The organism is Mesorhizobium koreense (genome assembly GCF_031656215.1).
GTDB lineage: Bacteria > Pseudomonadota > Alphaproteobacteria > Rhizobiales > Rhizobiaceae > Mesorhizobium_L > Mesorhizobium_L koreense.
On sequence record NZ_CP134228.1, the window covers coordinates 2,232,817 to 2,255,776 of the forward strand.

General features: G+C 63.6%; 19 protein-coding genes. 11 read left to right on the top strand and 8 right to left on the bottom strand.

Going from position 1 to position 22,960, the window contains the following annotated elements; translation table 11 throughout:
* The first annotated feature begins 143 nt into the window (after positions 1-143).
* From RBH77_RS10595 to RBH77_RS10610, 4 genes are all read left to right on the top strand, one after another.
* Positions 144-1,094 carry a sugar-binding protein gene (locus tag RBH77_RS10595; RefSeq protein WP_311032109.1) on the top strand — a complete coding sequence of 317 codons (951 nt, stop codon included), beginning with the start codon at positions 144-146 and terminating at the stop codon, positions 1,092-1,094.
* 70 nt (positions 1,095-1,164) lie between these two features.
* Positions 1,165-2,691 carry a sugar ABC transporter ATP-binding protein gene (locus RBH77_RS10600; protein ID WP_311032502.1) on the top strand — a complete coding sequence of 509 codons (1,527 nt, stop codon included), beginning with the start codon at positions 1,165-1,167 and terminating at the stop codon, positions 2,689-2,691.
* Positions 2,692-2,701: 10 nt separating this feature from the next.
* Entirely contained in the window at positions 2,702-3,706 is a 1,005-nt protein-coding gene (locus tag RBH77_RS10605) for an ABC transporter permease (RefSeq protein ID WP_311032110.1), read from the top strand.
* Positions 3,707-3,736: 30 nt separating this feature from the next.
* Positions 3,737-4,519, top strand: coding sequence for a FadR/GntR family transcriptional regulator (locus tag RBH77_RS10610; RefSeq protein ID WP_311032111.1), 783 nt, complete (start codon positions 3,737-3,739; stop codon positions 4,517-4,519).
* Between the two features lie 21 nt (positions 4,520-4,540).
* Here the strand turns inward: RBH77_RS10610 and RBH77_RS10615 are convergent, their stop codons facing one another.
* Together RBH77_RS10615 and araD1 are read right to left on the bottom strand one after the other, a co-directional pair.
* A complete protein-coding gene (locus tag RBH77_RS10615) occupies positions 4,541-5,473 on the bottom strand; it encodes a Gfo/Idh/MocA family protein (RefSeq protein ID WP_311032112.1) in 933 nt (310 codons plus the stop codon).
* A gap of 153 nt (positions 5,474-5,626) precedes the next feature.
* Positions 5,627-6,625 (bottom strand): AraD1 family protein, encoded by a 999-nt coding sequence (araD1, locus tag RBH77_RS10620; protein WP_311032113.1) that lies wholly within the window; start codon positions 6,623-6,625, stop codon positions 5,627-5,629.
* Positions 6,626-6,885: 260 nt separating this feature from the next.
* Between araD1 and RBH77_RS10625 the strand changes: the two genes are divergently transcribed.
* The 6 genes from RBH77_RS10625 to RBH77_RS10650 all read left to right on the top strand — a co-directional run bounded on the left by RBH77_RS10625 (position 6,886) and on the right by RBH77_RS10650 (position 12,937).
* A complete protein-coding gene (locus RBH77_RS10625; RefSeq protein ID WP_311032114.1) occupies positions 6,886-8,178 on the top strand; it encodes a flavin-dependent oxidoreductase in 1,293 nt (430 codons plus the stop codon).
* Positions 8,179-8,309: 131 nt separating this feature from the next.
* Complete coding sequence (locus RBH77_RS10630) at positions 8,310-9,188, top strand: branched-chain amino acid ABC transporter permease (RefSeq protein WP_311032115.1); 879 nt, start codon at positions 8,310-8,312, stop codon at positions 9,186-9,188.
* Positions 9,185-10,201, top strand: a complete 1,017-nt coding sequence (locus RBH77_RS10635) for a branched-chain amino acid ABC transporter permease (protein ID WP_311032116.1) — start codon at positions 9,185-9,187, stop codon at positions 10,199-10,201. Before RBH77_RS10630 ends, RBH77_RS10635 begins: the two co-directional genes overlap by 4 nt.
* On the top strand, positions 10,198-10,911 hold the full coding sequence (locus tag RBH77_RS10640; protein ID WP_311032118.1) for an ABC transporter ATP-binding protein: 714 nt from the start codon (positions 10,198-10,200) through the stop codon (positions 10,909-10,911). Before RBH77_RS10635 ends, RBH77_RS10640 begins: the two co-directional genes overlap by 4 nt.
* Entirely contained in the window at positions 10,908-11,669 is a 762-nt protein-coding gene (locus RBH77_RS10645; protein ID WP_311032120.1) for an ABC transporter ATP-binding protein, read from the top strand. Before RBH77_RS10640 ends, RBH77_RS10645 begins: the two co-directional genes overlap by 4 nt.
* A complete protein-coding gene (locus tag RBH77_RS10650; RefSeq protein ID WP_311032122.1) occupies positions 11,666-12,937 on the top strand; it encodes an amino acid ABC transporter substrate-binding protein in 1,272 nt (423 codons plus the stop codon). The genes RBH77_RS10645 and RBH77_RS10650 overlap by 4 nt, the downstream gene beginning before the upstream one ends.
* Positions 12,938-12,991: 54 nt before the next feature.
* Here RBH77_RS10650 and RBH77_RS10655 read toward each other — a convergent pair whose 3' ends face one another.
* Genes RBH77_RS10655 through RBH77_RS10680 form a run of 6 tightly spaced genes read right to left on the bottom strand, consistent with a single transcriptional unit; the run spans position 12,992 to position 21,046 of the window.
* Positions 12,992-13,654, bottom strand: coding sequence for a TetR/AcrR family transcriptional regulator (locus RBH77_RS10655; protein WP_311032123.1), 663 nt, complete (start codon positions 13,652-13,654; stop codon positions 12,992-12,994).
* A 49-nt stretch (positions 13,655-13,703) separates the two neighbouring features.
* Positions 13,704-14,225: a hypothetical protein gene (locus RBH77_RS10660; protein WP_311032124.1), complete on the bottom strand. Its 522-nt coding sequence runs from the start codon at positions 14,223-14,225 to the stop codon at positions 13,704-13,706.
* A complete protein-coding gene (locus RBH77_RS10665; RefSeq protein WP_311032125.1) occupies positions 14,218-17,100 on the bottom strand; it encodes a sarcosine oxidase subunit alpha family protein in 2,883 nt (960 codons plus the stop codon). Before RBH77_RS10665 ends, RBH77_RS10660 begins: the two co-directional genes overlap by 8 nt.
* The gene (locus RBH77_RS10670; protein ID WP_311032126.1) at positions 17,097-17,366 is read right to left on the bottom strand and encodes a sarcosine oxidase subunit delta; all 270 of its coding nucleotides are present in this window, start codon (positions 17,364-17,366) and stop codon (positions 17,097-17,099) included. The genes RBH77_RS10665 and RBH77_RS10670 overlap by 4 nt, the downstream gene beginning before the upstream one ends.
* A gap of 15 nt (positions 17,367-17,381) precedes the next feature.
* On the bottom strand, positions 17,382-18,635 hold the full coding sequence (locus RBH77_RS10675) for a sarcosine oxidase subunit beta family protein (protein ID WP_311032127.1): 1,254 nt from the start codon (positions 18,633-18,635) through the stop codon (positions 17,382-17,384).
* Positions 18,632-21,046 carry a GcvT family protein gene (locus RBH77_RS10680; RefSeq protein ID WP_311032128.1) on the bottom strand — a complete coding sequence of 805 codons (2,415 nt, stop codon included), beginning with the start codon at positions 21,044-21,046 and terminating at the stop codon, positions 18,632-18,634. The genes RBH77_RS10675 and RBH77_RS10680 overlap by 4 nt, the downstream gene beginning before the upstream one ends.
* 164 nt (positions 21,047-21,210) lie before the next feature.
* On the opposite strand from RBH77_RS10680, the gene RBH77_RS10685 reads away from it, so the two are divergent.
* The gene (locus RBH77_RS10685) at positions 21,211-22,944 is read left to right on the top strand and encodes a peptide ABC transporter substrate-binding protein (RefSeq protein WP_311032131.1); all 1,734 of its coding nucleotides are present in this window, start codon (positions 21,211-21,213) and stop codon (positions 22,942-22,944) included.
* Positions 22,945-22,960 lie beyond the last annotated feature (16 nt).

Genomic DNA, 22,960 nt, shown 5'->3' on the forward strand with positions numbered 1-22,960 from the left:
CAATTGCTATTGATCGTATTAATCGGCCGTGCTTAGCTTGCGCATCGCACTCCGAGGGCGGCCGAACATCGGCTTCAGCTCCGTCGGCGGTCGCGTGGAGGAGCCAGGCTGCGTCCCGCAGCTTTCGCGCAAGGAGGAACATCATGAAACGTATCGCCCTGATGGGAGCGGCCCTCGCTCTCGCCCTGTCGTCGTTCACCGCGCACGCGGCGGACAAGAAGACGCTCGTCTTCGTCGCCAACGGCGCATCAGATTTCTGGAAGGCGGCCGAGGCCGGTGTGAAGAAGGCAAACGCGGAACTTCCGAACTACGAAATGCAGTTCAAATATCCGTCGCAGTCGTCGGCGGCGATCCAGCAGCGCCTGATGGACGATCTCGTCGCCGCCGGCGTTTCCGGCATCATGGTCAGCGCCGTCGATCCGAAGACGGAGACGGAGGCGCTTGCCAAGATCGCCAAGGAAACGCTGCTTCTCACCACCGACAGCGATGCGCCGAAGAGCGGCCGTGTCGCCTATATCGGCTCGAGCAACGTCGAGGCCGGCAAGCAGGTCGGCGAGATCCTCAAGAAAGCGCTGCCGGACGGCGGCAAGTGTATGGCCTTCGTCGGTCTGCCCGGCGCTGACAACGCCAAGGAGCGCATCGAGGGCATCAAGGACGTCATCAAGGGCACCAAGATCGAGATCGTGGATGTGCGCGCCGACGACATCGACATGGCGCGCGCCAAGCGCAATGTCGAGGATACGCTGACGGCGCATCCCGAAGTCAATTGCATGCTCGGCATCTATTCCTACAACATCCCGCAGATCTATCAGGCGCTCAAGGAAGCCGGACAGCTCGGCAAGATCACCGTGACCGGCTTCGACGATGATCCGATCACACTCGGCGGCATCAAGGAGGGGACGGTTGTCGGCACCGTCGTTCAGCAGCCCTTCCTCTGGGGCTACGAGGGCATGAAGGACATGGCCAAGATCCTGGAGGGCGACAAGTCGTTCATCCCCAGCGACGGGCTGATCATCATCCCGACCAAGGTGGTCGACAAATCGAGCGTCGACGAATACGCCAAGGAACTCGCCAAGATGCAGGGCAAAGGCTGACGCGCTATAGAAGAAGCTACGGCGTCGGCGGCCTTTTCGCCGGCGTCCGCCGATCGTCACGCCGGAGGCCATTCCATTGGAGCCGTTCCTCGAACTGGAAGGGATCAGCAAGACCTATCCGGGCGTGCAGGCGCTTTCGGATGTGAGCCTGTCGGTGGCGCCGGGCGAGGTGATCGGCCTCATCGGCGAGAATGGCGCCGGCAAGTCGACGCTGATGAAAATCCTCGGCGGCGTGGCGGAAGCGACCGTCGGCACGATCCGCATCGACGGGGAAAGCCGCAAGGCGCTGACGGTGAAGGAGGCGAGCGCCGCCGGCATTGCTTTCGTGCACCAGGAACTCAACCTCTTCGATAATCTGGATGCCGCGGCCAACGTCTTCATCGGCAGGGAGCCGCGGACGCCGTTCCTCAAGCTGGTGGACCGCAAGCGGCTCAAGGCCGCCGTGCAGCCGCTGATGGACCGGCTCGGCGTCGATTTCTCTCCGGAGACGCCTGTTGCCGAACTGTCGATCGCGCAGCGGCAGCTTCTCGAGATCATCAAGGCGCTTTCGCTCGACGCGCGCGTCGTTATCATGGACGAGCCGACTTCCAGCCTCACCGTGTCGGAAACGCGCCGGCTGCTCTCCGTGATCGAGGAGTTGAAGAGGAACGGCGTTGCCATCATCTTCATCTCGCATCGGCTGAACGAGGTGAAGGAATGTGCCGACCGCGTGGTGGTGCTGCGCGACGGCAGGATCAGCGGTCGGCTCCGGGGCGACGAGATCACGCATGACGCCATGATCCGGCTGATGATCGGCCGTGACCTGAAAGCGCTCTATACGCCGCCGGCCGCGCCACCCGGTGAGGCGATGCTGGAGCTTACCGGCGTCCGCACCGATGCATTCCCCGACAGTAAGGTCGATCTTGCTCTCCATCGCGGGGAAATCCTTGGCCTTGCCGGGCTGATCGGCGCCGGCCGCACCGAACTTGCGCGCACGCTTTTCGGCATCGATCGGCCGCTCGGCGGGGCGATCCGGCTGGAGGGCCGGGAAATCGTAGTGAATTCGCCGAGCGAGGCGATCGCAGAGGGAATCTACCTCATCCCCGAGGATCGCAAGCAATCGAGCCTCATTCTCGAAGACACCATCACCGCCAACATCTCACTTGCCAACATTCGCGCCTTCGCGCCTTCCGGCTTCGTCAATTCCGCGCTCGAAGAAAAGAACGCCATGGCTCAATGCCGGGCGCTTCGCATCAAGGCTCCGAACGTTTCGACGCCGGCCGGCAGTCTTTCGGGCGGCAACCAGCAGAAGGTGGTGCTCGGTAAATGGCTGTCGATGAAGCCGCGAATCCTCATTTTCGACGAACCGACGCGGGGCATAGACGTCGGCTCCAAGAATGAGATCTATATGCTGATGCGTGGCCTGGCCGACAGCGGCGTCGGCGTGCTGATGATCTCGAGCGACATGGAAGAGGTGGTCGGCGTCAGCGACCGCATGGCCGTCATGCATGAAGGAGCGATCGCCGGCATTCTTTCGCGCGACCGCTTCAGCGAGGAAGCGGTCATGCAGCTTGCCGTCGGCCACGGCGACCACGCCGCCCCCAGCACCGCCCATTGAAGGACCCGCCATGCTGAAAAAGGACCTCGGTCTTCTCATCCTCCTGATCGTCGTCGCCGGCATCGTCGCGTTCCTCAATCCGCGCTTCATCTCGCCGATCAACCTGTCCAATACCGCCAACCTCGTCGGTCTCTTCGGCCTGATCTCCGTCGGCCAGGGATTCGTCATCATCACGAGCGGCATCGATCTTTCGGTCGGCTCGATCCTGGCGCTGCTCGGCGTGATCTTCATCGACCTTTTGACGACCTACCAGATGAACTGGGCGCTGGCCGTGCTGGTCATCGTGCTCGCCGGGACGGTGCTCGGCTGGATTCACGGCTTTCTCATCACGAAACTGAAGATGCAGCCCTTCATCGTCACGCTTTGCGGGCTTCTGCTCTATCGCGGCATCGCGCGCTGGTACACGGATGACGGCACGGCGGGCTTCGCCTTCGGCCAGAGTTTCCCGACGCTAGAGTGGCTGACGACGGGCCGCGTCTACGGGGTCCCGCTTACCTTCGTCGCCTTCGTGCTGGTGGCGATCGTGATGGGCGTGGTGTTGCACCGCTCGGTCTTCGGCCGGCACCTTTTCGCGGTCGGCCGCAACGAGGAGGCGGCGCGCTATTCGGGTATCAAAAGCGAGCGGGTGATTGCTGCCACCTATATCATCCTTGGCGCGCTGTCGGGCCTGTCGGCCATCTATTTCGCCATGTATACGCGCTCGATCTCGCCGGCGTCGCACGGGACGTTCTACGAGCTTTATGCGATTGCCGCGGCGGTGCTCGGCGGGTGTTCGCTGCGTGGCGGCGAAGGATCGGTCTTCGGCATCGTGCTCGGCACCATATTGCTGCAGGTTCTGCAGAATCTCGTCAATCTTCTCGGCATACCGAGTTCGCTGAATTTCGCCGTGATGGGCGCGGTCATCCTCGTTGGCGTGCTGGCGGACCAGCAACTCGTCAAGTACCGCAACGCGCGGGCCGCGGCACGGGCGCGCAGCGCGCTCGCGACAGGCGACAAGGCGCCGGCTGTGCAATAGAGGGAGGTCGGGGAGGGAACCACGCGCGAAATGAAGCCTCTTTCTGAGCGGATCGTTTCCGCGCCGGAAGACCGGCGACCGCTGCCGCGCGGCGCTTTTTCCGCCGCGCTGAGAGGGCTCGGCATCGGTATCGTTGCCGGCGAGTTCCCGGTCGGCCAGACGCTTCCCGGCAAGGAAGTGTTGATGCGCCGCTTCGGCGTCTCCAATACATCGCTGCGCGAGGCGCTGAAGACGCTCGAGGCGAAAGGCATGGTCGCCGCCCGTACGAAGGTCGGCTACTGGGTTCGCAGCGAGGAGAGCTGGAATTTCCTGGACGAGGAACTGCTTGGCTGGCGGCTCGAAATTGGCGTCGACAGGCGCTTCATCGGCCGGCTTTTCGAGATGCGCCAGGCGATCGAGCCGACGGCGGCGGCGCTTGCGGCGCTAAGAAGGACGGACGATCACCTTGTCCGGATGGAGGAAATGACGACCGGCATGCTGAATGCCGGCCTCGACCGGCAGCGCTTCACCGATGCCGATCTTTCCTTCCATTTGCTCGTGCTCGACGCTTCGGGCAATCTGATGATGCGCTCGATCGGCGCGTTGATCGGCGCCGCGCTTGCCGCTGCCTTCCGGCTGAGCGCGCCGAGCGACAGCCTGGAAACCCTGCACCGCAGCCATCGCCATCATTGCGCCATCACCGACGCCATCCGAGCGCGCGACCCGAAGGCGGCGGCCGATGCCATGACGACGGTGATCGAGGACGGCTGGGCCTCGCTCGGTGAAAGGAGCGAGCCGACCATCGCCATGATCCGGACGCATCTTTTCCCGTGAGGACGCCGGGTTCGGGAGCCGTCAGAATTCGAACGGCTCCGCCGCAATCCGCCTGCCGAGGGTGAACGCATCGGCGACGTGGACCATCGGGGAGAGGTCGACATCGCTCCTGCCTGTACGGATCAGTTCGGCGAAACGACGGTAGATGCCGGCATATTCGCGATCAGGCGCTTGTTCCACCTTCCTGCCGTCGATGGCGAGCGAAGCACCGCCCGAGGAAAGCTTCATATGGCCGGCGTCGGTATCGGCCTCAATATTCCATGTCTGCGGGCCTTCCTGCCGCCAATCGAATTCGGCAGTCACTTCCGCGCCTTCCGGGTCGACGAAGCGGAGTGAGACGGCGATCGGCGTGCCGCGGTTCTCCGGGAAAGAGAGGTCGGCCGAGGCGAGGTGTAAGGGGCGTGGATAGATCGCGGTCAGGATAGAAAGCGCGTTGATGCCGGGGTCGAAGACGCCGAGCCCGCCGGGTTCCCATATCCACTCCTGTCCGGGATGCCAGCGGCGCACGTCCTCCTTCCAAGTGATGGCCAGCCGTGCGATCTTTTTGTCGGCGAGCCACGCCTTTGCCGCGGGAACGGCGACGGCGAAACGCGAATGCCACGTGGCAAAGAGTGTGCAGTCATGTTGCGCGGCAAGGCGCTCCAGTTCGTGGACCTCGCTCAGCGTCGCGCCGGGCGGCTTTTCGAGCAGGACGTGGCGTCGAGCGGCCAGCGCTTCCACGGCATAGGCAAAGCGCGCCTGTGGAGGCATACAGAGCGCGACCGCGCCGATGTCCGGCCGTTTTGCCAGCATCGTATTGAGATCTGTGAAGGCCTCGACGCCTTGGACCGAACCGTGGCGGCTCACCGTCGCGGCAAGCTCGAAGTCGGGATTACCCGCGATCGAGGGCACGTGCTGGTCGTGCGCGATCTTGCCAACGCCGACGATGGCGATTTTGTTCGGTGCGGTGGCCATTTCAATCCTCAGCGGCAGTGGGGCATTATGGCAATAAGGTAGTATGCAAAATGAATGAATCGGGAATTCTTCTACTGCCCTACTGCCCTACTGCCCTACTGCCCTACTGCCCTACTGCCCTACTGCCCTACTGCCCTACTGCCCTACTGCCTATCACAGCATCCTCACCCGCACCGCTCCCGGCGCGGACGGCGCCGCTATCGCCAGCGGGTTCCTGAGCGGGAGGCCGAATTCCGAAGCCTCGATCTCCATGACGTCGCCGGGCTCGATGCGGACTTTGTCGGCGAAGGAGAGCGTCGCGGTTCCGAACATATGGACATGCAGGTCGCCCGGCTGACGGAACAGGCCGTATTTGAAATGATGGTGTTCCAGGTTGGCGATGGTGTGCGACATGTTTCCTTCGCCGGAAAGAAAGAGCTTTTCCCACAGGAGCTTGCCGGCGCGGCGGATGCGGGAGGCGCCTCTTATGTCGGCGGGGAGTTCGCCGACTAGGATTTCCGGGCCGAAGGAGGCGGGGCGGAGCTTGGAGTGAGCAAGGTAGAGATAGTTCTGCCGCTCGGTGACGTGATCGGAGAATTCGTTGGAAAGTGCGAAGCCGATCCGGAAGGGTGTTCCGCCGTCGCCAATGACATAGATGCCGGCGATCTCCGGTTCCTCGCCGCCGTCAAGCGCGAAATCGGGTGAAAGCAGCGGCGCGCCGGGCGCCGTCGCCACCGTGCCGTTGCCCTTGTAGAACCATTCCGGCTGGACGCCGATCTCGCCGTCCGCCGGTTTGCCACTCTCGATGCCCATGCGGAACATCTTCATGGAATCGGTGAGGGTCTCTTCCTTCTGCGCGGTCGCGGCGTGCATGGCATCACGGGTCGCGGCTGAGCCGAGATGGGTGAGACCGGTGCCTGTCAGGTGCATGTGCGCGGGATCGGGGTGCGTGACCGGCAGGAGAACCCGGCCTTCCGCGTGGGCAGCTTCGAGGTCCACCTTCTCGCCGATGCCGAGTTCGGCGATCAGCGCGGCGAGAGGCTTTCCCGCCCGCGCGGCCTCCATCGCCAGTTCATAGACGCCGACTGCACCCTTTACGGCACGGGTCTGGCCGTCTTCGCGGACCACGACGACCGTTTTTCCGTCCGGCGCCGCTATCTGGGAAATAAGCATCGCGATCTTCTCCGCCCTGCGGGGTTTCCATATGAACGTCGATACTCCCGGGGACAAAGGATGTCGAGGCCACGGCAGCATGAAACCCGCGCATTTGGTTTTCGATCCCCTATTTAATTCAAAGGCTTGTATAAAGAACCTCAACGCTTCGCGAATACGCCATGGACGGCGCTTCTTGGCGCTTCGGTGAAGGAGGCATAGACCACACTCCCGGGGCTTATTGCCCGGCATGTGGCGAGTGAAGATGAAGGGGAACACGGATGGCACGACTTCCGGTCATGATCGCAGGTGGCGGCATTGGCGGCCTTGCCATGGCGTTGACGCTTGACCAGATCGGCGTGCCCTCAGTTGTGTTCGAGGCCGTGCGGCAGTTGCGACCGCTCGGCGTCGGTATCAATCTTCAGCCCAACGCGGTGCGCGAACTCTTCGATGTCGGCATCGGCGCCGCGGACCTCGACCGGATCGGCCTGCCGGCGAAGGAATGGGCGCTGGTCGGCCTGAACGGCAACGACATCTATGCCGAGCCGCGCGGCCTCGATGCCGGCTATAAATGGCCGCAATATTCGGCGCATCGCGGGCGGCTCCAGATGCTGCTCTACGAAAAGGCTCTGAAGCGCATCGGCGCGGATGCGGTGCGGTCCGGCCATCGCGTCACCGGCTATCGCAACAATGCCGACGGCACCGTCACGGCGGCAGTGGAAAGCGCCGACGGAATGGTCTCGGAGGAGACGGGCTCCTTGCTCATCGGAGCGGATGGCCTGCATTCCGCCGTGAGGGCGCAGATGCATCCCGGCCAGCCGCCGATCCGCTGGGGCGGGGCGATTATGTGGCGCGGCATCAGTCCGGGCCTGCCGATCCGCACCGGCGCTTCCTTCGTGGGACTTGGTACTCATCGTCAGCGGCTCGTCCTCTACCCGATCTCGCCGACCGACCCGGAAACTGGTTTCGCCACCATCAACTGGATCGCCGAAGTGACGGTCGATCCCGCCGAGGGCTGGCAAAAGCATGGCTGGTTCAAGCCGGTGGCGATCGACAGTTTTATCCGCCATTTCGAGGGATGGACCTATGACTGGCTGGATGTGCCGGCGCTGATCCGACGCGCCGAGGTCGCCTACGAAAATCCGATGATCGACCGCGATCCCATCCCCACCTGGAGGGATGGCGGGGCCGTGCTGATCGGAGACGCCGCGCATGTCATGTATCCGACCGGATCGAATGGAGCGAGCCAGGCCATCGTGGATGCGCGTGTGCTAGGCGCAGCTATCGTGGAGCACGGCCTGACACATGAGGCGCTAAAGGCTTATGACGCGAAGCTGTGCGGACCGATGTCGGAACTCGTGTTGCGCAACCGCGGAGCAGGTCCGTTTGGCTTGCTCAATATGGTTGATGAACGCTGCGGTGGAAAGTTCGACGATATAGATGCCGTGGTTTCGGTCGAGGAACGCGCGCGCTTCATGGCTGGCTACAAAAAGGCGGCGGGCTTTGCCGTGGAGACGCTGAACGACGCGCCGCCGACGATCGCAGCCGGCAGTCGGGCAGGAATGCGAGACTGAAGCGCGGGCGCGGCGTGACAGCCCGCGCTCAGCAGGTAACTGCATAGAATCTACAGCGAAATCCATCTTCCGGTGAAACGTTGCGATCCGGAATTGTCCAATGACATCGCTGTGCTATGGTGCGCGTCACCATGCAGCTTCTGATCCAGACCGTTATAGACGGGCTCCTTGTCGGCGGGCTCTATGTTGCGATTAGCATCGGCTTCTCGCTCGCCTTCGGCATCCTCGATGTCGTCGATTTTGCGGTCGGCGAATGGGTGGTGTTGGGCGGCTTCGCGGGCGTGGCCGCGCAAACCTGGCTTGGCATCGACCCGATCATCTTCCTTCCGGCGGTCTTCGTCATATTCGCATTGATCGGGTCGCTGGTGGCGCCGCTGATCTACCGCGTGCGCACCAGCCGCTATGCGCGACCTGCGCTGATGGCGCTTGCCTTCACCTTCGGCATCGCCATGCTGGCGCGCGGCACGATGCTGACGACGGTCGGCTTCGATCCGCGCACGGTCCAGACGAGTCTAGTCAGCGGTACGCTGACTATAGGGGGTGTCCATATGCCCTGGCTGCGGCTCGCGGGCTTTCTCTTCGCCATCGTCACGACGGCGCTCTTCATGGGCTTCCTGTTCTTTACACGCACGGGGCTTGCCGTTCGCGCGGCGGCGCAGAACAAGCGCAACGCCAGCCTGATGGGGATCGACGTGAAGCGGCTGAGCACCATCGTCTACGCGATCTATGCCGGCCTCACCGCGATGGCGGGCGTGCTCATCGGCGCGATCTACACATTCACGGCGCAGGTCGGACCGCAATATTCGCTGCTCGCCTTCTTCGTCGTGGTGATGGCCGGTCTCGGCTCCATCGGCGGCGTGCTCGTCGCCGGGCTGTTCCTCGGCATGCTGCAGGCTTTGGTGACAGTCTATATCGGTGCCGACTACACGCTTGCCATCGTCTTCGGGGTCCTCTTCATCGTGCTGCTCGTTTCGCCGCAGGGCGTGCTGCGCCGGGGACTTGCCGCGTGACTGAAGGGGAGAGGAAACCCAGTCGTCCGGCGGCGTTGGCCGCGCTTCCCCTTATTATCCTCGCGCTCGTCTTCGGCACCCTGCCGATGTGGACGGACGACTACTGGATTCGCGTCTGGACCGGCGTCGCCATGTGGGCCGGCCTTGCGGCGTCGTGGAACATCATCGGCGGCTATGCCGGCTATATCAGCTTCGGCCATGTCGCCTTCTTCGGCATCGGGGCCTATGCGACAGCGATCCTGATGCAGCCGGGTTATGATTGGAATTTCTTTCTGACGCTGCCGGTCGGCGTCATGATAGCCGGCCTTTTCGCGCTCGTCGTCGGCTGGCCGACGCTTCGGCTTCGCGGCGCCTATTTCGCCATCGCCACCTGGGCGCTCGCGGAGGCCCTGGCGCAAATCATCAATACGCTCGATTTCACAGGCGGCTCCTTCGGCCTTTCCACGCCCGGCAATCCGAGCACGTGGTTCTTCTATTATGCGATGCTGATCGCCACGGTCGTCATCTATCTCCTGATCTTCCTGCTCTTCGAACGCTCGCGCTTCGGCTACAAGGTTAAGGCGGTGCGCGACAACGAGGCGGCCGCCCAGAGCCTCGGCATCAACACGACGGCGGTCAAGCTGCAGGCCTTCATGCTGAGTGCCGCGCTGCCGGCCGTGCTTGGCGGCATCAATGCCTACTGGATCACCTTCATCAATCCGCAGAGCGTGCTTTCCGGCGAGATCACCGACCAGATGGTGGTGATGGTGCTGATCGGCGGGCTCGGCCATCTGTGGGGACCGGCGCTGGGAGCCGGCGTGCTCTATCTGGCGAGTACGTGGCTTGGGGCCGAATATGGCGGTTCGACAAGCTACATCGCCATGATCGGCGCGCTGCTGGCGCTCATCATCCTGTTCCTGCCGGATGGGCTCATCGGGCTTGCTCCGCGCGCCCGTGGCATGAAGCTGATACGCAAATTGCTGCGTCCCGCCGGCGCCTCGGTCGGCGATGCTCCTCCGGGAGACCGGCCATGAGCGCGGTGGAAGTTAAGGACCTGCGCCGCTCCTTCGGCGGCATCAAAGCCGTCGCGGGGGTAAGCTTCGAAGTCGAGCCCGCCGAAATCGTCGGTATCATCGGCCCTAACGGCAGCGGCAAGAGCACGCTCTTCAGCCTGCTTTCGGGCACGATCGCGCCGACGAGCGGAGTGATCAAACTGCGCGGCCATGACGTGACGCGCATGCCGGCCTACAGGATCGCGCGGCTGGGGCTTGGCCGCACGTTCCAGATCCCGACGCCGTTCACCAATATGACGGTGCGGGAGAATCTGCTTGCGGCGGCGGTCGAAGGCGATTGGGCGAACGCGCGAAGCCGGGCTGATGAAGTTCTGGAAGCGCTCGAGATCACCCATGTCGCGGACGATCTCGCGGGCACGCTGTCGGGCGGGCAGCTTCGCCTGCTCGAATTCGGCCGCGTTCAGATGCGCGACGCCGAGATCATCCTGCTCGACGAGGTGACGGCGGGCGTCAATCCGCGCTTGCGCCAGATCATCCTCGCGCGCGTCCGCGCCCTCCAGGAAAAAGGCAAGACCTTCCTCATCATCGAGCATGACATGGAACTCGTGAGGAGCGTGTGCGAACGGATCATCGTCATGGATGCCGGCGAGATCGTCTTCGAGGGCAGTTTCGAGGAGGTCGCGAGCAATGAAGTCGTGATCGACGCCTATCTAGGGCGGCCCGCGGCATGACGCGCCTCACGGCCAGCGATATCGTTGCCGGCTATGGCGCGGTGGAAATCCTCCACGGCGTTTCGGTCGAGGCGGGCGACGGTGAGGTAACCTGCATCTTCGGACCGAACGGCTGCGGCAAGAGCACATTGCTCGGCGCCATCGCCGGTACGGTGGACGTGTGGGCGGGCGAGGTCGATCTCGACGGCGAGAAGCTGACCGGCCGGCCGGCGCATGCCGTCCTGCAGAGCGGGCTTGCGCTGATGCCCCAGGGCGGCGGCATCTTCCCGCAATTGTCGGTGCGCGAGAATCTGCGGGTCGGCGGCCATACGCTGGCCGACCGCCATCTGCTGGAAGAGCGGATCGGCGAACTCGTTGATGAGTTTCCCCGGCTTGGCGAGCGCATGTCGGTCATGGCCGGAAATCTGAGCGGCGGCGAGCAGATGATGCTGGCGATCGCCCGCGCGCTGATCGTGAAGCCGCGCTTCATCCTGTTCGACGAACCCTCCGCCGGCCTGTCGCCGAAGCTCGCAGCCGAAGCGCTCGACAGGGTGGCCGCCTTGGCAGGGCGCGGCGTGGGGGTCCTGATGGTCGAACAGAATATCCGCGAGGCGCTGCGCGTCGCCGATCGCATCTATGTTCTCGTTGGAGGCCGCAATCGGTTCGCCGGACGACCGGAGGATATTGCTAACGGCCGCCAGTTGATGGAAATCTATCTCGGTGCCGCGGCGGAGGAGGACCATCGACACGACACGAATAGGGAAGGAGAAATGGAATGAGCAATAAAAGGATTACACGCCGGACTGTTCTCAGCCTGGCAGGCGCGGCAGCGGGAGGCGCCGTGCTCGGACACGGCCGGCTGACGACGCCCGCGCGAGCGGCGGAGGAGGCCGGCAAGGAATTCAAGATCGGCGCGGTGCTGGAGCTTTCCGGCGCGGATTCGTCCGGCGGGCATCTCGCCCAGCGCGGCTATCAGTTCTGGGTCGATACGGTCAACAAGGCCGGCGGCATCGAGGTCGGCGGCAAGAAATATCCCGTGCGTATGATTTCGCAGGATTCGCGCAGCCAGCCGGCGGCCGGCGCGCAAGCCGCGAGCCGGCTGATCAACGAGGAAAAGGTCGACGCCATCTTCGGCTCCTATACGAGCGGCGTGCAGCTTGCGATCAACCCGATCTGCGCGAAATACAAGGTGCCCTGCATTGCCGGCTCGGCCGAATCGCCCGGCAACTGGACGCCGCAGCCGCAATTCACCTTCGGCATCATCCCTTCCGTCGACCTTACAGCCGACAAGGCGCTCAAATTCATCGTCGAGACGGGTACTCCGAAGCCGACGTCGGCCGCGATCATCGGCGCCAACGAGCCGTTCTCGAAGGATGCGGCGGCCGGCTTTGCCGAGGGGGCCAAGGAAGCAGGGCTGAAGATCACCACCAACACGTTGTTCCCGCCCACGGCCGATCTGAGCCCGGTGATCAGCGCGGTCATTGCCGACAAGCCCGATATCATTGCCGTCGGCGGCCATGACACGATCCTGATCAATGTGGTGAAGACGCTGAAAGCGCAGAACTACATGCCGAAGGCGCTCATCCAGCATTACGGCGTCACCGAACCCGCCTTCGTCGAGGCGCTCGGCAAGGACGCCGACGGTGTGCTCGGCATCATCGACTGGGATCCGGGCTTCCCCTACAAGGACGACATCTTCGGAACGGCGCAGGAATTCGCCGACAATTACAAGGCGAAGTACAAGGTCGATGCCGATTATACCGGCGCCGGGTGCGCGGTGTCGGGCATGGTGCTCCAGCTTGCCCTGAAGCAACTCGGCAAGGGCCCCGGCCTATCGGAGGATGATCGGGCGCAATTGGCCAAGATCATCGGCGCGACGGACATTCACACCTTCTACGGTCCGATCAAGTTCGACCAGAGCGGCGCGCATTTCCATGACAATACTCTGCCGCCGCCGATGCTTGCCCAGATCCAGAACGGCAAGGTCGTCTCGGTCGCGCCGAAGGACCTCAGCCGCGCCAAGCTGATCTATCCGCTTGGAGCGTGAGCACAGAGGCGGGACCGGACGATTCCGGTTCCGCCGCAACTGCGGCCAAGGCTCTTATCCTGCATCCACCTCTTCGACGAATTTGGCGAAGGCTTCGACCTCTCCCTCCAAAGGCTCGCGGCCGGTAAAGCTGCGCAGATAGGCGGGGACGAGCGAAAGCCGGTTCTTCATCGGTTCCATGATTTCGAGCGAGTAATAGCCGATCTGCATGAAATAGAGCACGCGAGCCCGCACGAAGGCGTCTGGTTCGTGGTAGCCTTGGCGCAGGAACATCTGGTGGATGGCTTCGAGGCGTTCATTGTCGGCATCGTCGATGATCGCGCGGACATCCGCCGAATGCCTCGCCCAGGCGCGGATGGCGAAATCAAGCCTCGGGTTGTAAAGTCGCTGGTCCACCCAACATTCGAATACGTTCAGCACGCCCTGCGTGATGGACGGGGCGGGACGCAACGCCCGCTCCACGATGAAGCGGGTGTTCTTGTTGCGCCACAATTCAAGGAGCTGATCGAGCAGGTCCTGCCGGCTCTCGAAGTACCAGTAGAAGCTCGAACGCGAAACGCCGAGCTTCTGTCCGAGCGTCAGGATGCGGACGCTTTCGACACCGTCGGATATCAGCGTATCGAGCGCGGCTTCGAGCCAGTCCTCGCGCGTCGCCTTTACGTTGCCGACAGCGGCTGGCCGGGATCGGCCTTCATCTACAAAATCAAACGATGCCATGGTTTGCCCCTCGCCATGGATAGGTATGATGGAACGCCATGTAATGCACCTATGAACATACCTGTTCGAGCCATTGCCAGAGATATGGCGCCAGCCCGCAATCGACGTGTATCCGGATGCACGCTGTGCCCCCGTACCGATAGACGATCGCATTGACGCCGGCAAAGAAGAGAGCGGCCGATGCCGTGTTGTCGTTCGGGTCGAGCGTCGTGGCGCGGGCCAGGATCTCCGGCATCCATGGGCCATCGATTTCGAAGATGTGCAGTCCGGTATCGACCGTGCTGACGGCGAAGCCCTCTTTGTGCCATCCCGCCGCGGTGCCGAACGGTGCAGCGGACACGGCGAGGATGCGATCGCGAGCAAGGCGGACCGCATAACGATCTCCTGTTACGATCGACGAGGCACCGGCGGGGGAGCCGGCGACGCCGCTCGCCTGGCTCCATGCATCGATATCGCCGCTGACCAGCAATTGGCTGAGCCCCGCTGCCGTACCGATCGTCGTGTCATGGAACTGGATGGAAGCATTTTTCCAGTCCGGGACGGGCGGCCACTTTTCGGCGAGATCACGCATTGAGGCGAGCCCCCTCCGGGTCGAAAGCGCAGGGGTGTGCTATCACAGCGCGCCTCGTGGCGCCGAGATGCTGAAGTTCGATCGTCTCACCGTGCCGGGACGCGCCCCGCTCAATGAGGGCAAGCGCTACCGGGCGACCGAGTGTCGGGCTCATATAACTCGACGTGACGAAGCCGATACTGCGCTTGTCCGCGCCGCGCCGCTCGATGCCGTGCGCACCTGGGGCAAGCGGCGCCTCGCCTTCGGCGACCGTCAGGCCGACGAGCTGCCTGCGGTCGTCACGGTTCGCTTCCTCGGTGAAGAGCGAGCGCCTGCCGACGAATTCGCTCTCGCGCCTGGCGCGGGGGCCGTCGAGGCCGAGGTCGTGCGGTAGCGTCGTGCCGTCCGTGTCCTTGCCGATGACAATGTAGCCTTTCTCGGCGCGCAGGATCATCAGCGCCTCGACGCCGATGGTCACGGCGTCAAACGCCCGCCCGGCTTCCTTGAGGCGGCGCCACAGGAGGTTGGCACGGTCGGGCCGGATCGATATCTCGTAGCTGCGATCCCCGGTGAAACTGACGCGAGCGATCCGTACGGAAGCGCTGGCAAAGCTACCCCGACCGATCGCCATATGCGGCAGGCTGGCATCGTTGAGCGTGGCCCCGAGGTCGAGTGTCTCCAGAAGATTGTACGCGTTCGGCCCCGATACGGTGAGGGTTGCGAGGCTGGAGGTGACATCGTGGATATAGACGCCCTTGCGGCCAAAGCGGTCCTGTCGCCACTCTTCCAGCCGCGCGTGGACGGCGGCGACATGCGAGGTCGAGCAGGAAACCACGAAGCGGTCCTCTTCGAGGCGGATCAATATGCCGTCGTCGAAGACGACGCCGTTTTCCGAAAGCATGAAGCCGTAGCGGCAGCGGCCGGGCTTTAGCGTCGACATGGTGTTGTAATAGATGAAATCGACGAACTCGGCCGCGCGCGGCCCGATCACCTCGATCTTGCCGAGAGTCGAGCCGTCGAACAGCGCGACCGACCGGCGTGCCCGCTGCGCCTCGTCCTGGATGTGGAACGAGGCGTCTCCGGCGCCGTAAAAGGCCGGCCGCAGCCAGCCGCCATATTCGCGGAAGGCGGCGCCGTCGGCGCGGTGCTCTCCTTCGAGCGGCAGGCGGCGCGGCGGTGCCATCAGCGTGCCCGCCCGGCGCCCGGCGAGGCTCGCGAACGGGATCGGCGTATAGGGCGGTCGATAGGTAGTGGTGCCGACCTTCGGGATCGGACGATCCGTGATGCCGGCAAGAAGCGCGAGACCGTTGAGGCTGGAGGTTTTGCCCTGGTCGGTCGCCATGCCGAGCGTCGTATAGCGCTTGAGATGCTCGACCGAGACGAAGTTCTCGCGCGCGGCGAGTTCTACATCCTTGACGGTAACGTCGCTCTGATAGTCGATCCAGATGCGGCCCTTCGCAGCAGGTTTCGGCCAGGTGCCGACGATGCCCTTTTGGGCTTCCGGTCCGGTGCTGCGTGGCGGTATGGCATTGGGGCTCCCGAACTCGCCGAGCGCCTCTCTTGTGCTGGTCAGCACATCGGAAAGCGAGGCGGCTCCGGTCATGGCTCCGGCAACGCCGATCCCTTCCACTCCCGTTCCTGGCACGAAGGCGGCGAGGCTCTCGTCCCAATTCAGTTTGCCCTTTGCCTGCGAGAAAAGGTGCACGGTCGGCGTCCACCCGCCGGAGACCAGAACGCAATCGGCCGGCAGGTCGGTGCCGTCGTCCAGCTTGACGCTCTCGACCGCATTCCTGCCTCGCGCCGCCGAGATAGTCCGTCCGGTCAGGACACGAACGTCTGCCGGAACGTTCGCCGAAGGGGTGTCGCGGCAATCGACGAGTACCGTCTCCGCGCCAGCCTGGGCCAGTGCGCCGGCGACTTCGTAGGCGCTGTCGTTATTGGCCGCCACGACGATGCGTTTGCCCGCGCGGACAGCGTAGAGACGGAGATAGCGGAGCGCCGCATCCGCCGACATGATGCCGGGCAGATCGTTGTTCGCGAACAGAAGGGGACGCTCGATCGCTCCCGTGGCGAGCACGATGCGGCGCGGCCTCACCCGCCACAACGTATCCGGCCTGCCGTCGTGGTGGCGCTGGTCAAGTCCGACCAGATTGTGATCGTAGATGCCGAAGGCCGTCGTATCGTACAGTACCAGGTGGCCGTTCCGGATTAACGCCGAGGCGGCTTGTCCCGCCCATTCCGCTCCCGGCTGACCATCGATCTCGGCGGCGCGGTGGAGAAGCGAACCGCCCGGATGCGACTGCTCGTCGACGAGGACGACGGAATGTCCGGCTGCGGCGGCATTTGTGGCAACGGAGAGCCCGGCTGGCCCCGCTCCGACAACGAGCACGTCGCAATGATGGTTGATCTGGTCGGCCGGTTGAGTTCGCACCTTGTCGGGATCGGCCTTTCCGAGGCCCGCCATTGCGCGGATCCGCGGTTCGAACAGACGCCAGTCCGGCCACATGAAGGTCTTGTAGTAGAAGGCGGCCGGCATGAAACGGGCGAAGCGATCGAGAAAGGCGCTGCGGTCAGCAAGCGCCGTCGGCGCTGCGTTGACGCTCCTTGCCTTCAACCCTTCGAGTGCCGGCTCGGTGGTCGCGCGGACATTCGGCAGGTGGCGGTCGGCGATATCGATATCGGCCAGCGCGTTGGGCTCCTCGGAGCCCCAGCCCCAGATGCCGCGTGGTCGATGGTATTTGAAACTGCGCGCAACAACCCCTTGGCCGCTCGCCAGAAGCGCGGAGGCGATCGTGTCGCCGGCAAAGCCTTCGACCGGACGATCGTCGAAGGAGAATGTCAGCGGGCGCGAACGATCGATCGCACTGCCACCTTGGGGAAGACGCGAGGCGCTCATCCTTTCTGCTCCGCTTCGCCGAGAGCGCTTGCGCCAAGCACTACATGGGTCAGGCTGTCGCGCTCCATGACGAAGAACTCGCCGCAGGTCACGTGCACCCAGATTTCGCGCGTGCGGCCCTTTGGGTTGGCTCGCATGTAGAGGTAGCGGGCCCAGTCGTCGACTGGAACGTCCGTACCTTCCGGGCGAGCGTTGCCGACCTCGCCGCCATAGTGGAATTCGGTCTCGTCGCGGGGGCCGCAGAAAGGGCAGGGGAAAAGCTGCACGATGCCGTCCTCTCCCTAATGCGCGATGCCGGAGCCGGCCGCCTCATCGATCAGTCTTCCGCGCGCGAAGCGGTCGAGATCGAAGGGCCGGCTGATGTCGTGATGCTCGCCGGTCGCCAGCAGATGCGCCAGAAACGTGCCGCCGGCGGGTATTGCCTTGAAGCCGCCGGTCCCCCAGCCGCAATTCAGAAAAAGGCCGGGTAGGGGAGAGGGGCCGATGATCGGCGAGGAATCGGGAACGACGTCGACGATACCGGCCCATTGCCGCATCAGCTTCAACTGGCCGAAGGCGGGAAACATCTCCAACAAGCCGGCGATCACCGTCTCCAGCACCGGCAGATTGCCGCGCTGAGCGTAGGAGGGGATACGATCGAGGCCACCCCCGATCACCATCTCGCCCTTGTCGGACTGGCTGACATAGGTGCCGGTACCCATTGCCAGGAGAACAGTGTCGAGGATGGGCTTCACGGGCTCCGACACGCAGGCCTGAAGCGCGTAGGAATTGATCGGCAATTGGAAGCCTGCTTTCGCGGCAAGCACCGAGGAATGGCCGGCCACCGCCATGCCGATGCGTTCGGCGCGGATGGGGCCGAGCGTGGTCTCGACGCCGCGGCAGCGCCCATCCTCGACGATGAAGCCGGTGATCTCGCAATTCTGGACGATGTCCACGCCGAGTCGGTTCGCGCCGCGTGCGTAACCCCAGGCGACCGCATCGTGGCGGGCGGTGCCGGCGCTGCCCTGCCAGATACCGCCGAAGACGGGGAAGCGCGCGCTATCGCTGAAATTGTAGATCGGGGCGACGCGGCGTACGTCGTCTGGCGAGAAAAGCTCGGCGTCGGTGCCGTTGATCTGCATGGCGTTCACGGTGCGCGCCGCGATCTCCATCTCCGCTTCCGAATGACAGACCGTGACCATGCCGCGTGCCGAGAACATGACATTGTAGTTCAGGTCCTTCGAGAGCGACTTGTAGAGTTCGTGCGCGAGGCCGTAGAGCGCTACGCTCTCCGGATAGAAATAGTTGGAGCGCACCACTGTCGTATTGCGCCCGGTGTTGCCGCCGCCGATCCAGCCCTTTTCCAGCACGGCGACATTCGTGATGCCGTGGTTCTTCGCCAGGTAATAGGCGGTCGAAAGCCCATGGCCGCCGCCGCCGATGACGAGGACGTCGTAGGCCGGTTTCGGCTCCGGCGAGCGCCATGCCTTTTCCCAGCCGGTCTGCCCGGCGAGACCTTCCTTGAAAAGCGAAAGGGCGGAGTAACGTCTGGTCACGTGCGCAGCAACCGGCCTTCAGGGTCGTGGGGCGAGGCAGGGATGACGCGCGCGGCGCGCTCCACGCCTACGATATGGGTGGTGAGTTCCGTGCCGGTTTCGGCCGCTTGACGGTCGAGGAGTGCCATCGCAAGACTCTTACCGATGGTATGGCCGTAGCCGCCCGAGGTAATGAAGCCGGCGAGCCTGTCCTTGTGCCAGACTGGTTCGTAGCCGCTGGCGTCGGCGTCGGTGGCATCCACTTCGAGTGTGACGAGCAGGCGTTCCGGGCTGCCTTTTTCCTTCTCCCTTAGTGCCGCGTCGCGGCCGACGAAGTCGGCCTTGTCAAATGCGATCCACCTGTCCATCCGCGTCTCCGCCGGCGTATAGGCCTGCGTGAATTCGCGCGACCAGATGCCGAAGCTCTTCTCCAGCCTGAGCGCGTTGAGTGCGCCATAGCCGAACTCGGCGATGCCCAGGTCGCGCCCAGCTTCAAGCAGCAGGTTTCGCAGCACGGCGTGCTCGTTCGCCTGGCAATGGATTTCGTAGCCGAGTTCACCGACGACCGAAAGCCGGCCGACCTTCGTTCGCAAAACGCCGACATCGAGGCTGCGGCAGGCGAGGAACGGAAAGGCCTCGTTCGACACGTCCCCGTGCGTCAGCCTTTCGAGAAGCTTGCGCGAGGAGGGGCCGCAAAGTGCGAAACCGACCGTCGCGTCGGAGATATCGCGGATGCCGACGCCTTCCGAAAGATGCGCCTCGAACCAGCGCATATGCCATTCCCGAAGATAGTAGGATCCCATGATCCACCAAGTGCCGTCGCCCCAGTTGAAGACGGTGAGGTCGCCCTTCAGCTTGCCGTTCTCGCCGAGCATGGGCGCCAGCCGGGCACGGCCGGGCTTCGGCAGAGGGCATGCCAGAAGCCGGTCGAGCCATGCGCGGGCGTTCGGGCCCGAGATTTCATAGCGCGAGAAGGCGGCGATATCGATCAGCCCGACGCCATCGCGGATCATCCTGCATTCCTCGCCGACGATATCGAAGGCATTGGAGCGTTTCAGCGTCGGCTTTTCGACGAAGCCTTCCGGCGCGAAATAGAGCGGTACCTCCATGCCCCAGGACACGCCCCAGCGCGCGCCGGCCGCATCCATCGCGTCATGGGCGCCGGCGGTCTTGAGCGGCCGGCCGGCCGGCAATTGCTCGTTCGGATAGCTCATGACGAAGCGGCGGGAATAGAATTGGCCGGTGGTCTGGCGGATATATTCGCGGTTGGAAGCGAAGGCTCCATAGCGTGCGATATCCATGCCGTAGACATCGGCCTCCGGCTCGCCATGGATCATCCATTCGGCAAGCGACTTGCCGACGCCACCGCCCTGGAGGAAGCCGGCCATGACGCCGCAGGCGACCCAGTAGTTCGCGACGCCGCGAACCGGCCCGACCAGCGGGTTGCCGTCCGGCGAGAAGGTGAAGGCGCCGTTGACCCAGCGTTTGATGCCGGCCGTCTGCAGGCAGGGGTAGCGGCTGAAGCCGAGCGCCAATTCGTCGGCGATGCGGCCGGGATCTTCCTGGATCAATTCGATGCCGTAATCCCACGGCGCGCCGTCCATGTTCCAGTGCTTGTGGTCGATCTCGTAGATGCCGAGCAGAAGCCCCTTCTGCTCCTGGCGCATGTAGGTGAAGCCCTCGAGATCGACGATCAGCGGCAGTTCACGGTCGAGCGCCTGGATTTCCGGCAACCCCTCGGTAACGAGGTAGTGATGCTCCATCGGCGAGACCGGCAGGTCCAACCCTGCCATGCGCCCGACCTGCTTTGCCCAGAGGCCGCCGGCATTGACGACATGCTCGGCGACGACGGTGCCTTTTTCCGTCACTACGTCCCAATGGCCGTCCGGCCGGTGCTTCAACTCCAGCACGCGGTTGTGTTCGATGATCTCGGCACCGCGCAGCTTTGCGGCCTTCGCATAGGCATGCACCGTGCCAGACGTATCGATATGGCCCTCGCGCTCGGCATAGAGGCCGCCGAGGATGCCGTCGGTATTGAGGATGGGGCAGCGCTTGGCGATTTCTTCCGGGCCGATCAGGTGGACGTCGTCGATGCCCATGGTCTGGAAGACGCGATAGGAGGCTTTCAGCCATTCCCAGCGCTCCGGGGCCGATGCGACCGATATGCCACCGGTCATGTGCATGCCGATATTCTGGCCGGATTCCTTCTCCACCTCGGAGAGGAGGTCGATAGTGTAGGCCTGCAGCGTGGCGATATTCGGGTCGGCGTTGAGGGCATGGAATCCGCCGGCCGCGTGCCAGCTTGATCCCGCGGTCAGCACCTCGCGTTCGATCAGCGCGACATCCGTCCAGCCGAATTTCGCCAGATGGTAGAGCACCGACACTCCGACGACGCCGCCGCCGATGACGACCGCGCGGTAATGGGACTTCATGGCTTCCTCCCCCAAAGTATGGGAAGCCTAATTCTAGTGGACACTAATGTCTAGTAGCTGCGCGACTGTTCGCGAAAGGCAGTGTACATCCTTGTCTAGTTCCACGGGATCGGTTAGCCTTTCCACTGACCGGTCGATGGGACCGCGCTTTGGGAGGAGCGATCATGAGCGATAGCGAGAACAATCCGAACAGGACCGCGGTGGACGCGATCGGGCGAGCGCCAGCCGGCGAGGAAGCAGGTTCATCGGGAGCGGTAAGCCGTCGCGACCTGTTGCGCGCGGGCGGCATGCTCGGTCTCTCGCTGCCCTTCGCGGGCGGCATTGGCGCCTCCGCGCTCGGTACGTGGGCGACCCCGGCGCGCGCCTCGGTGACCGGCCAGTGCGTTCTCGGCGTCACGCAGGAGGCCGTCAACTTCAATCCGCTTCTCTACGTCAACACCGGCGTGGAGACTTCCGTCGAGTTCATCGTCTTCGACGCGCTTTGGAAGATCGATCCCGAAGGCAAGTTCATTCCCAATCTCGCAGCGGAAATCCCCACGCGTGAGAATGGCGGCATATCGGAAGACGGGCTCACCTGGACGATCAAGCTGCATCCCGATGTCAAATGGCATGATGGGAAGCCGTTCACCGCGGCCGACGTCGCCTTCACGCTCGATGTCATCATGGACCCGAAGGTGACGGTCCGCAGCCGCAACGGCCAGGACCACGTCGAGAGCTACAAGGCCGTCGACGACCACACCATAGAGATCAAGCTGAAGGACAGCTTCGCGCCCTACATGGTGTCCTGGCAGAAGACCAGCGTCATCCCCAAGCACATACTTGAAGGGACCGACATCAACACGGCCCCCTTCAACACATCTCCAATCGGCACCGGTCCGTTCAAATTCAAGGACCGGGTCGCCGGCAGCCAGATAAGCTTCGAGCCCAATCCCGATTATCACGGCGGCGCGCCGAAGCTCACCTCGCTTGTCCAGAAATACGTGCCCGATCAGCAAACGCTTTATGCCCAGTTCCAGACCGGAGAGGTCGACATTTATGAGCTCCAGGGCATCCCGCCACTGCTCTATGAGAAGGCCAAGAAGCTCCCCAACTGCACCATCGAACTGAGCGCGAGCCCCTTCGTCGAGTTCATCTATTTCAACTGCGCCAAGCCGCAGTTCCAGGACAAGCGCGTGCGCAAAGCCCTCTATATGGCCGTCGACAAGAAGGGCTGGATCGACGCGGTCTATTACGGCGTCCCGGTGCCGACGTTGAGCTACCTGCCGCCGAACCATTGGGCTTACAACAAGAACCTTGTGGATCCGGGTCACGATCCGGAGAAGGCGGCAGCACTTCTCGACGAGGCCGGCTGGAAGGTCGGGTCCGATGGTGTCCGGCAGAAGGACGGCGTGCGGCTGGCCTTCACCATGTCGACTACGGCCGGCAACAAGGCGCGCGAGCAGGCCGAGCAGCTCGTGCAGCAGAACTTCAAGAAGATTAACGTCGAGATGACGATCAAGAACATGCCGGCGTCGGTCGTCTGGGGCGATTACACCGTCAAGAGCCAGTACGACACATTGATGGTCGGCTGGGACGCGCTGCTCTATCCCGACCCCGACTATGGCGACCGTATCAGGAGCTCGTCGATCCCGGCCAAGGGAGGCAGCGGCTCCAACTACGTCCAGTACGAGAACCCGGAGATCGACGAGCTTTGCGCTAAGGGCGTCAGCACCGTCGACCAGGGCGAGCGCAAGAAGATCTACGACCGCATCCAGGAGATCCTGCTCGAGGACATGCCGTTTGCGCCGATCTTCGCCTACCAGACGATCGTCGGCGTGAAGGACCGCATCAAGGGATACATTCCGAATCCATACGTCCCCATCAATTCGTGGAATACCGCACAATGGTCCGCGAGCTGAGAAAGATCGTATAAGG